9 protein-coding genes are annotated in these 13,491 nt (G+C 40.6%); 5 read left to right on the forward strand and 4 right to left on the reverse strand.

Features of this window, described 5'->3' with window-relative positions; all coding sequences use genetic code 11:
• Positions 1-61: 61 nt before the first annotated feature.
• Positions 62-1,204: a molecular chaperone DnaJ gene (gene dnaJ / locus AN389_RS01750; protein ID WP_055013785.1), complete on the reverse strand. Its 1,143-nt coding sequence runs from the start codon at positions 1,202-1,204 to the stop codon at positions 62-64.
• A gap of 201 nt (positions 1,205-1,405) precedes the next feature.
• Positions 1,406-3,325 (reverse strand): molecular chaperone DnaK, encoded by a 1,920-nt coding sequence (dnaK, locus tag AN389_RS01755; protein WP_055019138.1) that lies wholly within the window; start codon positions 3,323-3,325, stop codon positions 1,406-1,408.
• A 241-nt stretch (positions 3,326-3,566) separates the two neighbouring features.
• On the opposite strand from dnaK, the gene AN389_RS01760 reads away from it, so the two are divergent.
• From AN389_RS01760 to AN389_RS01775, 4 genes are all read left to right on the forward strand, one after another.
• Positions 3,567-4,388 (forward strand): thioesterase family protein, encoded by an 822-nt coding sequence (locus AN389_RS01760; protein WP_055019139.1) that lies wholly within the window; start codon positions 3,567-3,569, stop codon positions 4,386-4,388.
• 502 nt (positions 4,389-4,890) lie between these two features.
• The gene (locus AN389_RS01765) at positions 4,891-6,057 is read left to right on the forward strand and encodes a paraquat-inducible protein A (protein WP_235575935.1); all 1,167 of its coding nucleotides are present in this window, start codon (positions 4,891-4,893) and stop codon (positions 6,055-6,057) included.
• On the forward strand, positions 6,054-7,709 hold the full coding sequence (pqiB, locus tag AN389_RS01770; protein WP_055013789.1) for an intermembrane transport protein PqiB: 1,656 nt from the start codon (positions 6,054-6,056) through the stop codon (positions 7,707-7,709). Before AN389_RS01765 ends, pqiB begins: the two co-directional genes overlap by 4 nt.
• Positions 7,709-8,317 carry a membrane integrity-associated transporter subunit PqiC gene (locus AN389_RS01775; RefSeq protein WP_055013790.1) on the forward strand — a complete coding sequence of 203 codons (609 nt, stop codon included), beginning with the start codon at positions 7,709-7,711 and terminating at the stop codon, positions 8,315-8,317. The genes pqiB and AN389_RS01775 overlap by 1 nt, the downstream gene beginning before the upstream one ends.
• Positions 8,318-8,701: 384 nt before the next feature.
• Here the strand turns inward: AN389_RS01775 and AN389_RS01780 are convergent, their stop codons facing one another.
• Positions 8,702-11,593 (reverse strand): insulinase family protein, encoded by a 2,892-nt coding sequence (locus AN389_RS01780; RefSeq protein ID WP_055018011.1) that lies wholly within the window; start codon positions 11,591-11,593, stop codon positions 8,702-8,704.
• 168 nt (positions 11,594-11,761) lie between these two features.
• Between AN389_RS01780 and AN389_RS01785 the strand changes: the two genes are divergently transcribed.
• Positions 11,762-12,181, forward strand: a complete 420-nt coding sequence (locus tag AN389_RS01785; RefSeq protein ID WP_055013792.1) for an MAPEG family protein — start codon at positions 11,762-11,764, stop codon at positions 12,179-12,181.
• A gap of 313 nt (positions 12,182-12,494) precedes the next feature.
• Here AN389_RS01785 and AN389_RS01790 read toward each other — a convergent pair whose 3' ends face one another.
• Positions 12,495-13,253, reverse strand: coding sequence for a peptidylprolyl isomerase (locus AN389_RS01790; RefSeq protein ID WP_055013793.1), 759 nt, complete (start codon positions 13,251-13,253; stop codon positions 12,495-12,497).
• Between the last annotated feature and the right edge of the window lie 238 nt (positions 13,254-13,491).

Consider the following 13,491-nt stretch of genomic DNA (forward strand, 5'->3'; position numbering starts at 1 on the left):
TGAATTTGAGCCAAAAAAAACGGTGCATCAAGCACCGTTATTTAGTTTTTACGATAACTAATTACTTAGTTAAATCGTCAAAAAACTTTTTAACACCGTCAAAAAAGCCTTGCTCTTTAGGACGGTTTTTTGAGCTATCTTTGCCCATGCTCTCGTCTAACTCTTTAAGTAACTCGCGTTGACGCTCGTTTAAATTAACTGGCGTTTCAATCACGACTTTACAAATTAAGTCACCTTGAGCACCACTACGTACAGATTTAACACCTTTGCCACGCATACGGAACATTTTGCCCGTTTGTGTTTCAGACGGTATTTTAAGTTTTGCACGGCCATCAAGTGTAGGTACTTCAATTTCGCCACCCAAACCGGCAGTAGTAAAGCTAATAGGCACTTCGCAGTATAAGTTATTTGCTTCACGAACAAATATTGGGTGTTCGCGAACCGATACTTGTACGTATAAATCGCCTGCTGGCGCTCCGTGCATGCCCGCTTCGCCTTCACCACTTAAACGAATGCGATCGCCCGTGTCTACGCCTGCTGGAATTTTGACTGACAACGTTTTTGTTTTTTCAACGCGCCCTTGCCCATGACACTTGTTACAAGGGTCTGAAATAATCTGACCTTGTCCCTGACATGTTGGACACGTTTGTTGCACAGCAAAGAAACCTTGGCGCATTTGTACTTGCCCAGCGCCATGACACGTAGTACATGTTTTAGGCTTAGAGCCTGCTTTAGCACCACTGCCATCACAGGGCTTACAGCTAACCCATGTCGGTACTTTTATTTCTACTTCTTTACCACGAACCGCTTCTTCTAAGCTTAGATCCATGTTGTAACGTAAGTCCGAACCACGTTGCTGGCGCGATTGACGACGGCCACCACCGCCACCAAAAATGTCACCGAACACATCACCAAAAATATCACCAAAATCGCCTTGACCACCACCGCCAAAGCCACCGTGACCGCCGCCACCGCCTTGTTCAAAGGCAGCATGGCCGTATTGGTCATACATTTGACGTTTTTGATCGTCGGTTAATATCTCGTATGCTTCTTTTACTTCTTTAAACTTTGATTCGAGATCTTTATCACCGGCGGTACGATCTGGGTGATATTTCATCGCTAAGCGTTTATACGCTTTTTTTATGTCTCTCTCGCTTGCATCTTTGCTTACGCCGAGAACTTCGTAATAATCGCGTTTTGACATATCTATCACACTACTCTTTTCTATTTGCAGCTAAGCTGCGGGATAAACCGATAAATCACATCGATTTATCATGAAAATTTTAAACCTTAAATACATACAAAAGGCGCGACAAGCTGTAGCCTGCGCGCCTCAAAAGTTCATCCTACCCTAAAAACGTGAGCAAATCATGTTGTTTAGGCTAGTTAGAAGCTTAGCTGACAATTACTTGTCGTCTTTTACTTCTTCAAACTCAGCATCAACTACATCATCGTCTTGCTTAGCAGACTGTTGTGGTTGCTCGCCTGCATCTGCGCCACCTTGTTGCGCTTTAGCTTGAGCAATTTCCATTAGCTTTTGAGACTTTTCAGCAAGTGCTTGCGTTTTAGCTTCAATTTCAGCTTTGTCATCGCTCTTAATAGCTGCTTCAAGGTCAACAACAGCGGCTTCAATTGCCTCTTTGTCTTCGCTTGGTAGTGCATCACCCGCTTCTTCAATTTGCTTGCGAGTGCCGTGTACCATTGCATCAGCTTGGTTACGAGTTGCTACTAGCTCTTCAAACTTTTTGTCTTCTTCAGCATTCGCTTCTGCATCACGAACCATTTTTTCTACTTCTTCATCGCTTAAGCCTGAAGACGCTTGAATCGTGATCTTTTGCTCTTTACCTGTATCTTTATCTTTCGCTGATACATGTAAGATACCATCCGCATCTACATCAAAAGTTACTTCGATTTGTGGCGTACCACGTTGTGCTGGACGAATACCTTCTAGGTTAAATTGACCTAAAGATTTGTTGTCGCTAGCACGTTTACGCTCACCTTGTAGTACATGAATCGTAACCGCAGACTGGTTATCTTCTGCTGTAGAGAAAGTTTGCGATTTCTTAGTTGGAATCGTTGTATTTTTCTCAATTAGCGGTGTCATTACAGAGCCCATTGTCTCAATACCTAGCGATAATGGAGACACGTCTAATAGTAGTACGTCTTTAACGTCGCCTGCTAATACACCACCTTGAATTGCCGCGCCTACTGCTACAGCTTCATCAGGGTTAACATCTTTACGTGGCTCTTTACCAAAGAACTCAGCAACAGTTTTTTGTACTAGTGGCATACGTGTTTGACCACCTACTAAAATGATATCGTTAATATCATTTACAGATAAATCAGCATCCGCTAGTGCACGTTTAAGTGGCTCAATTGACTTAGTTACTAAGTCTTCAACTAATGACTCAAGTTTAGCACGCGTTAGTTTAACGTTCATGTGCTTAGGACCTGTTGCATCGGCAGTTACGTACGGAAGGTTAACTTCTGTAGATTGTGCAGATGATAATTCGATTTTCGCTTTTTCAGCCGCTTCTTTAACACGTTGCATAGCAAGCGGATCGTTTTCTAAATCGATACCTTGGTCTTTCTTGAACTCAGCTACTAGGTAGTTGATTACACGGTTATCGAAATCTTCACCACCTAAGTGAGTGTCACCGTTTGTAGCAAGTACTTCAAATGTGTGCTCGCCTTCAACTTCATCAATTTCAATGATAGATAAATCGAAAGTACCACCACCTAAGTCGTATACTGCAACAACGTTTTCACCTTTGTTTTTGTCCATGCCGTAAGCAAGGGCAGCAGCTGTTGGCTCATTGATGATACGTTTAACTTCAAGACCCGCAATACGACCAGCATCTTTTGTTGCTTGACGTTGTGAATCGTTAAAGTATGCAGGTACTGTGATTACAGCTTCAGTTACTTCTTCACCTAAGAAGTCTTCTGCCGTTTTCTTCATTTTTTTAAGTACTTCTGCAGAAATTTGTGGTGCAGCGCGTTTTTCACCGCCTGCTTCTACCCATGCATCGCCGTTATCAGCTTTAATGATTTTAAACGGCATAATGCCGATATCGCGTTGTACTTCTTCGTCTTCAAAACGACGACCGATTAAACGCTTAATTGCAAATAACGTGTTAGTTGGGTTAGTAACCGCTTGACGCTTAGCAGGCTGACCTACTAGTGTTTCGCCGTCTTGCGTGTAAGCAATAATAGACGGGGTTGTGCGATCGCCTTCCGCATTTTCAATAACACGTGCTTTATCACCATCAAGTACTGCAACACAAGAGTTTGTAGTACCTAAATCGATTCCAATAATTTTACCCATGAATCTTCTCCAACTTCAAATTCGTTAATACGTTCGATGACTAGTAAATAGGGATGCCACAAAGTGAATTCAACTGTAAAAATGAAAAAAAATTCATTTTTTGTAATTTATTTAACAAAAAACCTTAATAAAAGTAGGGTTTGATGTTTTTTGCGCCAAATACACCCCTTCAACTCAACTAGTCTGACCAGTTGATATGTGTTATATATGTTTAATAATGATAATTTCAAGGATATTAACGATGCATTTTGATGACTTATTAAAACAAGCCTCTGCTATTTCTAGCACGTCTTCGGCTGCGCTCACCGCTCACAGCAACACAATGGAATTTCCGGCTAATTGGTGCCAAGGTAGAACCGCCTTTGGTGGCCTTTCTGCTGCACTACTTTATCAAGCAATCAGAAAACACATTGACCCAAGTAGACGATTACTTTCTTTGAGTACTAATTTTGTGGGGCCATTGCTTGCTGATACGCCTTTTTCGATGTCAGTTGAAATTTTACGCCAAGGTAAAAGCAGTACTCAAGTATTAGCTAAAGTGATTCAAAGTGAGCAAGTGTGTGTAATTGTCCAAGCGTGCTTCGCTATTGATAGGCAATCAGGTGTTAACGTACCAGTAAGTAAAGAAATGGGATTAAAGCCTGTAGATGCACGACATACATTGCCATTTATTCAAGGGCAAATGCCTGAGTTTTTCCAGCATGTTGATTTATGCCCGCAGCAAGGCGCTATGCCATTTAGTGCTGCTGAGACTTCGCATTTAGGTGGTTGGATGCGTTTTAAACACACTCCCGAAACCATTACAGAAGCGCATATCATTGCACTAACAGATGCTTGGCCACCCACATTACTGCAAATGTTTAAGCAACCTGCGCCAGCAAGTAGCATGTCGTGGTATTTAGAATTTGTGCAAGAGCCAACACTTACACCTGGAGAGTGGTTAGGCTTTGAAGCAATCACACATCATGCAAAAGGTGGCTACGGATTAGAAGATGGCTGTATTTGGTCGCAGTCAGGGGAGTTGATTGCATTAACACGTCAAACCGTTGCTTTATTTGATTAAACACCGCTTGGCTTGCTGTTAACCACTTATTATTTGTTGATATTTACCCTTTACTTTTATATTTGGCCGCCATTATTAAATGCTTTTTTTGAGTACTAAGTTGCTAAAATAAGCAAGGCACTGGGCTTTTAGTAAATTGGGTGAATATTAACGGGTAATGAGTGTGTATTGTTATAGTAATGGAATATGCGCTCATTGGAGATAATTACATCTACCCTGTTTTCTTATGGCGGAATTGTCGCGCTGGCAGCAATCACAGCAGGCTTTTCACTGAGCAGCATCCATTGCCGGGTTTATAAAAAATAGCTATTAAAGCTAAGTTATAACAGCCTCATACCTACCCTTAACAAAGTGTTATTGCGCCTAATGATGAATCGCGTTGTATTAATAACCCAAATATAGCAAAATTGCCTAAACATTCTTCTTTGATGGTTATAACTTGCAAACGATTTGCCCGTGCTGCGATTTAATAATTGATATACCTGCAATAGCCAATAAGCAAATGGCTGTGTGTCCGCATTGTCACCATAAGTTGTGCGAAAGCGATGTAAATAACGACACTAAAGTGGTCGCACTCAGTATTGGCTCATTACTTATGCTATTAAGTAGCATGTTTTACCCGTTTATTTCGTTTAGTAGTAGCGGTATTACGCAAACCATCACCCTACCCGATGCCGCCCGAATTTTATTTAATTACGATAGTGAGTTACTTGGTTTATTTATTGACTTAAGTATTATTGCGCTACCAATGAGCTTACTGCTCATTCTTATTCCTATGCACCTTGGGCTTTTACAATCTTTGCCAAATGGTATTGCTAGACGTTTACTCAAATTTACCTTGGCTCTTGAGCCGTGGATCATGTCTGAAATATTTTTAATTGGTGTACTGGTCAGCATGGTTAAGATTATGTCGCTTGCCGACATTAGTTTTGGGACCAGCTTCTGGGCTTATATTGGCTTTGTTGTTATGTACATTGCCGCGCTTGCTCATGTAAACAAGCCTCGTCTATGGGCACAAATTAAGCCCGCCATAACACTTGATGACACATCACATGCTAAACGCGCTATTGATCGCAACATAAAAGCCTGCCATGTATGCCACCAACTTTGTAAAGATGACTATTGTCCGCGTTGCCACACTAAAACTCACATAAGAAACCCCAACAGTGTTCAAAAAGCAGCGGCTTGGTTAGTCACCTCAGTGCTTTGTTATATACCTGCAAACTTATTACCAATAATGCATACCACCAGTCTTGGCGATACATCACCGTCAACCTTAATTGGCGGCGTACTGACACTTTGGAAAAGTGGCTCCTACCCCATTGCCGCCATTATATTTTTAGCCAGTGTGGTGGTGCCTTTAGCCAAAGCCCTTGTGCTAAGTTTTTTATGTTTTATGGTGGCAAAACCTGCTAACAAGCATACAAAAGGCTATACTAAAATTTATCAACTTACTGAATTTATTGGCAAATGGTCAATGATTGATGTATTTGTTGTTGCTATACTCGTCGCCTTAGTGCAATTAGGTAATTTAATGTCAATTACGCCTGGGCTAGGCATTGTATTTTTTACTGTTATGGTAATATGCCAAATGATGGCTGCACATGCGTTTGATCCACGCTTGTTGTGGGATACACCAAAAAACAAACATTCAGAGAATAAAGCATGACCGAAACGGCTAATGTAACAAACAAACCAAAAATCTCAGCTATTTGGATTATACCGCTAATAGCCTTATTAGTTGGTATTTGGATGTTGTATCAATATCAAGCAAATGTAGGCCCTACTATTTATATAAAAATGCCCCATGCAGAGGGCATTATTGCAGGTAAAACAGAAATAAAGGTGCGCAGTGTTAAAATTGGTCAAATTGACGCTATACGCCTATCTGACTCGCAAGATAGCGTAATTGCCCGCGCACAAATAGACAGAAATTATAACGAACTACTCACCGAAGATGCCAAAATTTGGGTTGTTAAACCCCGTATAGACGAGACTGGCATTAGCGGCATGAGTACGCTTTTGTCGGGTGTTTATTTAGAGTTTTCCCCAGGGGAGAGTAAAAAACTTAAAGAGCGTTTTGTATTACAAGACGAGCCCGCCCTTATTGGTAAAGATGTGAAAGGTGGGCGTTTTCAATTACTCAGCTACAATGCTGAGGTACTCGAAGTTAGTACAGGCATATTTTTTAAAAATTATAAAATAGGCCAAATAGAAACCGCTACCTTTGACTGGAAAAACCAAGCAATGAAGTACGGCATTTTTATTAATGAGCCGTATCAAAACCTCATAACATTAAACTCTATTTTTTGGGTTAATGCAGGGATTGAAATCGACTTATCAGCCGATGGTATTAATATAAGTACTGGCTCACTGAGCAAGCTTCTCAAAGGCGGTATTTCGGTTGGCTTACCCGATCAACAAGCACCTGGCGATATTGCACAAAACGGCCACAACTTCTCGTTGAGTCAAAGCTACAAAGAAGCCTTGGAAGAGCGCTTTTACGATTTTGATTACTACATTATTGACTTTGAACAATCAATACGAGGCCTACGCCCCGGTGCCCCGGTGGAATATCGTGGCACTCGAATTGGTACAGTGGTAGAAGCGCCCGCTAACGTTATTATTGATGGTAAACCCGCGCACTTTAAAAACCACAATACAGCGGTGCCTGTACTGATTAAAATAGAGTATGGCCGTTTATATCACGATAGCGCAGCGGCCAGAGAATTTTGGCAAAGCAGCCTAACAGGTTGGATAAAAAGTGGTATGCGTGCCTCTTTAAAGCCCGGCAACCTTTTAACTGGCGCAGTGTATGTTGATTTTGATATATACCCCGACGCCCCTAAAGCGCATTTAGCAAAGCTTGCGAAGTATGATGTTTTTCCAAGTATATCCAGCGGCATTACCGTGCTTGCCGATCAGGTCTCGGATGTGCTTAACAAGGTAAACAGCTTAAAAATCGAAGACAGTCTCGCGCAAATGCAGGCTACATTTAGTGACTACCAAGCCCTCGCTAACGAAATGCGTGCGTTATTAAGCCAAAAAGAGACACAAAATTTGCCCGGCGACTTTAATCGTAACTTTGATAAAATGACTAAAAGTATGGAGCAGTTTGAAGTGACCATGCGTCAATTTGATAAAACCATGGCTAGCTATCAGGCAGGCTCTGAGTTTCACCATCAATTACAGCAAACATTACTTGAATTTAAACGTTTAAGTGAGGAAATTCAGCCGCTGACACGTGGCTTAAATGAACAACCAAATATGTTTATTTTTGATAAATCACTCCCTGCTGATCCACAACCAAGGAAGCAATAATGAAACACTTATTTTTAGCCATCACTGTGTTAATCACTCTTGCAGGGTGCAGTGCGTCAATTCAAACAGCAACGCAGTATTATCAGTTTGAACAACCCATTGCTTCATCATCCCGTCATGTTAAAGAAACAGATGCGCAGCTTAGAGTACAAACTGTGGCACTTAGAGGCGCATTAAATAATTTAGGCATAGCGATGAAAATAGATAACAATCAAATTCACGCAGCAAATTACAATCTGTGGGGGGAATCGCCTGATGTTATGCTTACCGCTACAGCGCAACAAACCCTTTTCAATGCCATGCCTAATTGGATGGTCATCAAGGGCTTACCGGTAATTACCGAGCTTGATCAGCAAACGTTTTACGAGCTTGAGTATGAAGTACACCACTTTAATGGAGATATGCAAGGCAACGCTGATATCTCAGGGTTATGGCGCTTGTATTACACCCATCCAGAAACCGGCCGCAGCTTGATTAGCGTACATAATTTTTCACATATAGTGCCTATAGATGACGACGGTTACGATGGTTTAGTGGCCACCCTTGAGCAAACCTGGTACAACATAAATTTAGATGTGGCAAAAGCGATAGAGAAAGCACGTATTTAAACACTAACTATAGGGCGGTTTTATGGTCACTAAAAATCGCCCTCCTCCCCTATTTATTTAAACAGAGCAAAATGCAGCCAATTTTGCTACCGATGCTCAAGCTATTATCATTCTAACATTCGTATTAATGCCAATTTGCTTAATTAAGTGAACCATTTTGAAGCGTTTAGAACGTATTGGTAGCTGGCCAAAAATTCTAATCATTTGTGATAAAAGAGAATTAATAACGCATATAGCGACATGTTTAGCCCCATAAAATGATTACGTATTATTGCGCATGGGTATAAGTTATCAGCTAATTGATGCGTATAGCCTAAAGAAAATATAAAAAACCCAGTACATATTTGCACTGGGTTTTGCGTTAAATACATAATCTATACAAAATTATTTTTGTAATTTTATTCCTTTGTAATAGGTTTCCAGCGATTTAATTTTCGTTTGATTTGGCAAATCTGCAAAGTCGCTTTCTGTAAACTTAGTACCACGTAGTTGCACATTTAAACGTGCAGCTTGCGGGTTTAACATAGTTTGTTTGTAATACTGCTTAATATCTTCAAGCGTTACTTTTTCGACTTCATCAATTAGTTTTTGTTTGGAGTCAAAATTAAAGTTTTCGCGGTACCAATCTGTAATGAGAGGCCCCATCTCATCGCTTAAGTTTTTAGGTTGCTCTTTGAGAGATACAAGCGTAGCGTTTTTAAGTTGGGTAAAGGTATCTAAACTCATATTATCAAGCTCTACCGCGTACTCTTTTTTGAATTGATCAAAACGTGCCTGAATTTCTTTTGGCCCTTTAACCGGCGTTTGTATGAACAAGCCGATTGCCGAGTAATCCTCTATTGGGCGAGCCAACGCACCTACAGCATATGCAAGTTGCTCTTCGGTACGCATTTTGTCAAACGCAACCGTTCTAAAGTGACTTTGTAGTACTGCAGCTTGTGCTTTTTGTTTATAGCCGGCTATTGGGTGTACGCTCATATCTACAACAGCTACATCAGCTACATCAATATCTTTTTGAAGTACCCATGTTTCGCCAGGCTGCGGTAACCATGCTTTACTGCGCGCAAACTCACTCGATGTATGATTGCTTGGTAAAGTGGCACTTAATTCATTGGCTATCGATTCTATATCTTGTTGGTTGTAATTACCGTAGCTAAATACACGTAAATCGTTGGTGGCAAACGTGGCTGTTTTTAGCTTGTTTAAATCGGCAACGCTTAACGCTTCTGCCGCTTTTATCAGTGCCTCTGTATCAAAGCTGCCTGTGCGGGTAAGTTTAGAGTAAGCGCCAAATGCCTGTGCATACGGAAATTGCTTTTGCTGATTTAACAAGCCACGTTTGTAGCGATCAATTGCTTGGTTAAATGCTTGTGCTGTTACCTCGGCTTTTAACCCGCTTAGCGCTTGTTTTAAAAGTACATCTTGCTTATCGGTAAAGCCACTCATTGATAAAACTAAACCATTACTTGGCGCAAGGTTTACGCTCATGCCGGCAATGGCGGCTTCGGTGCTTAATTGGCTTTGTTGCATGTTATATAAGTCAGCCCATACTGCGTATAGTACTTCAGCCTTAATATCGTTTAAGCCAGGTTGAGTATTAATATATACCTCAACCAGCCCCTTGGGCTGGGCTGCAAATTTTTGGCTTGCTTGGCGCCATACTTTTACGCCGTTTTTGTCGTAAGCCAATTCAGGGTGTTCTTGCTCTTTAAACTTGGCTGTTTTAATGGCAAAGCTTTCTGGTAGTAAGTTATTTACACTGGGTAAAGCAAGCTTAAACTCGCTTGATGTTTTCCAACTGGCAATTTCGGCATCGCTAATATCTTCAATACGGTATTTACCGTCATAAAAATGCAGTTGCGAGTCGGTTTCTTCTTGTTGCGAAATATACCATACGCGCAGCGTATCGGGATTTAATTGTTTAAGTACTGCGTTTATCGCCTCTGCGTCAAATTTGGCATAATAATAAGGCGCATCAATGGCATGATTTAATGGATAATCTTGCATGCTGCCAGTAAGCGCGCTGACATAGCTAAACTCATCGCCTTTTTCTAAAAACTTAAATTGATTGCTAAGCGATGTACGAATTTCGTTAAAGTACTTAGCGTCTACACCTTCTTTTTTAATCAGTTCAATGTATTGCATAATAGTTGCGACAATTGTTTCGCGGTTTTTCATGCCTTCATCGGTTAATTCTAGCGAAATAGTCAGCGCGCCGTAATTGCCATACTGACTAGGCGACGGTGACGCGGTTAATTGCGATACCCAGCCTTTGTCACGCAGTAATTGTGCAGGGCTACCTGGCATTTCATTACTCAATAAATAAGTAACATAACGATTAGGTTTAACCGCAAAGTCGCTGCTATTGTTATTAATAGTAAACTCAAGTTGCAGCTGTTTTACATCTTCATTTGGTGAATAGTACACTTTTTTGCCACCGGCTTTATCAAAATCAAGCTCTGCGGTAACAGATGGTTTTTCAATGTGTTTATTTTCAATATCGGCAAAATAAGTTCTCGCTTTTTGCTCCATTTGCTCAATTGGCAAGTTTGAGATAAGCGCCACTTTCATAATGTTAGATGAATAGTATTTATTGTAAAAATCGACTGTTTCTTTGTGTAATTTGCTACCTTCTTTGTCTCCTAACGTTTCTAGATTACCAATTAAAAAGCGGTTAGCTGGGTGATCCCCCATCATTTTACGGGCGAGTTTAAATTGGCCAAAAAAGTCCATTTCTCGGCGCATAGACCACTCGGCATTCACAGCGTTTTTTTCTTTATCTGCATACTCTGGGTAAAGCTTAGGGGCTTTAAAAAAGTCAGCAAAACGGTCTAGCGCTTCATCAAAAGCGTCGTTATTAATTTTAAACATGTAGTTGGTAATATCCAGCCAAGTATACGCATTATTTACCCCGCCATTTTTAGTCATAAAGTCGGAGTAGCCTTTGGTATCTGGGTAGCGCTCTGTGCCTAAAAAAAGCATATGCTCTAAGTAATGTGCCATACCTTGCTGCATCATAGGGTCGTGCAGTAAACCTACACCTACACTTAACGATGCAGCTGATTTTTCAGCGCTTGGATCAGAGACTAAAATAACTTCTATTTCGTTTTCAAGCTTTAGGGTTTTATATTCACGCGTGTCATTTGGGCTTACAACTAATGTGTCTGAGAGTAAGGTGCTTTGCGAAGAACTAGCAACCGGTGAGGTAGATGATGTATTTGTACAGCCACTTAAAACTGCTAAAGCGATGGCGCTAAAACCAAGAATTTTTTTCATTTTGTTTTTCCATTAAAATTGCGCTTAGGATGCGCTAAAAACAACATAACAGGACTAAATTAACACTAACAATTAAGGGTTTACCACAAAATAATACTAATTTATGTAACACATTGTGAAAAACACCTGCATACTTAAAGTCAGTAAAATAATAACGAAGGAAATAGGATGGAAAAAATAATAATACTCGCCATGTTTGCACAAGTAACGTTATCGCTAATTGTAATGTTAATTATGGGCAAACGACGCTTTGCGGCTGCAAAAAACAAACAATTACAGTTGAGTGATTTTAAAACCATGCGCCTTGATAACGCAGGCGATACCGTACGCGTAGCCGATAGAAACTTTACTAATCAGTTTGAAATACCTGTGCTTTTTTATATCGGTTGTATTGTTGCACTGCAACTTAACAGCGCCAGCTATTTAATAACTGCGCTTGCGTGCTTATTTGTTATTTCGCGTGTTGTGCATACGGTTATTCATATTGGCAGTAATAATGTAAGAATGCGCTTTAATGTTTTTTTACTTGGCTGCGCCAGCGTGTTTGCTTTATGGCTTGCGATTGTTTGGCGAATTTTAGCATTTTAGCAAAAGCGGCTTTATTAGCCGCTTTTTATTTATTGTTTAATGCATTGTTAGGGCCTGTTTATCTTTCGAGGTTAAATTTGCAGCAGTCTGTTTGGTAATTAGGCAAAGCAGAGCCTATGTAGTGTGGTTGCTCCCCATAAATAGGCGATAACGTAGCATAAATGCCAAACAGGCGCTGCCCGAAAGGGTTCTGCCTAGGGGGCATTTACTCTTTGTTGCTCGGTTTTTACTTAGCCCACTAGGTTACAAACCTCGCGCCGCGATTAAACGCCCCTAGATTGAACAAACTTTAATCCTGAAAGGTCAACAGGCCCTAATATTTGGCGCGATTTAAGCGTGTACCCACTCCAAGCAGTGCAATTAAGCAAAAGCCAACCCCCATACTCCCACCCGAGCTACTTACCGAACCAGCCTCAGAGGGTGAATCCTCTTGGCTTATTAATGTATTAGCTATTGGGTTTAAGCCGGCAGATGAAAGCGGGTCGTCATCTAATACCACCACACTATTAATAGTTACAAAGTTAGCGCTGCTCAGAGCGACATCGCTACTTGAGCATTGCTCACTGGTTATATCAACTAACGGAATATCACCACAGTGTACCAACCCTGCAATACTATCGAGCGTCGCTTGGCCTTGCGCTGTAATTTGTCCAAATACTGTAAAACCGCCATTTTGAGTATCAAGCGCTTCGCTATTATCAACCATATTAAAGAACCACTGGCTCGTTGCGCTGTTTTCATCGTTGGCTAATTTAGCCATCGCGATTGTGCCCTTCACATTAGATAAAACAGGCTCATTAACAACAGCAGGTTTAGTGGTTATTGGCACTAATTCGTCGGTAAATGTAAAGCCACCGCCTTGTATTACAAAGTCGCTGGCTGAGCGGTGTATAACAGTTTGGTTATATGCGTCATCTTCAATATAACTTAAAAAGTTAGCAACCGTATTGGGGGCTTGTTGATCAAACAAGTTAATTTGTATTACACCGTGCGAGGTTTGCATTTCAACAATGGTGGCTTGGCTAGTAAAGCACGAAAACGCAAGTAGCGAGCCAATCAAGCACTTTTTCATTATGAGTCCTTTTGTTATTGTTATTTAAAGTAAGTGTTAATACTAAACAACACTATACGCCATGCTAGAGCATTAATGGAGCGCAACTACAAATAGCACCGCTTTAGTTACATTTCATTACATATTATTTTAAATAACACTCACTTTATTTGCTTAATAAAAAGTTATTAATAATTTAATATTACTTTTATTAGCTGCAAATAAAAAAGGATAAAATAAGTACGTTATTTATCGTAAA

Origin of the sequence: Pseudoalteromonas sp. P1-7a (genome assembly GCF_001401855.1) — a bacterium.
Taxonomy (GTDB): Bacteria; Pseudomonadota; Gammaproteobacteria; order Enterobacterales; family Alteromonadaceae; genus Pseudoalteromonas.

Excerpts from the sequence above, each read along its gene's own strand:
- AN389_RS01780 (WP_055018011.1), bottom strand. The coding sequence starts at position 11,593 with ATGAAAAAAATTCTTGGTTTTAGCGCCATCGCTTTAGCAGTTTTAAGT.
- AN389_RS01785 (WP_055013792.1), top strand. The coding sequence starts at position 11,762 with ATGGAAAAAATAATAATACTCGCCATGTTTGCACAAGTAACGTTATCG.
- dnaJ (WP_055013785.1), bottom strand. The coding sequence starts at position 1,204 with ATGTCAAAACGCGATTATTACGAAGTTCTCGGCGTAAGCAAAGATGCA.
- AN389_RS01790 (WP_055013793.1), bottom strand. The coding sequence starts at position 13,253 with ATGAAAAAGTGCTTGATTGGCTCGCTACTTGCGTTTTCGTGCTTTACT.
- pqiB (WP_055013789.1), top strand. The coding sequence starts at position 6,054 with ATGACCGAAACGGCTAATGTAACAAACAAACCAAAAATCTCAGCTATT.
- AN389_RS01760 (WP_055019139.1), top strand. The coding sequence starts at position 3,567 with ATGCATTTTGATGACTTATTAAAACAAGCCTCTGCTATTTCTAGCACG.
- AN389_RS01765 (WP_235575935.1), top strand. The coding sequence starts at position 4,891 with ATGGCTGTGTGTCCGCATTGTCACCATAAGTTGTGCGAAAGCGATGTA.
- dnaK (WP_055019138.1), bottom strand. The coding sequence starts at position 3,325 with ATGGGTAAAATTATTGGAATCGATTTAGGTACTACAAACTCTTGTGTT.
- AN389_RS01775 (WP_055013790.1), top strand. The coding sequence starts at position 7,709 with ATGAAACACTTATTTTTAGCCATCACTGTGTTAATCACTCTTGCAGGG.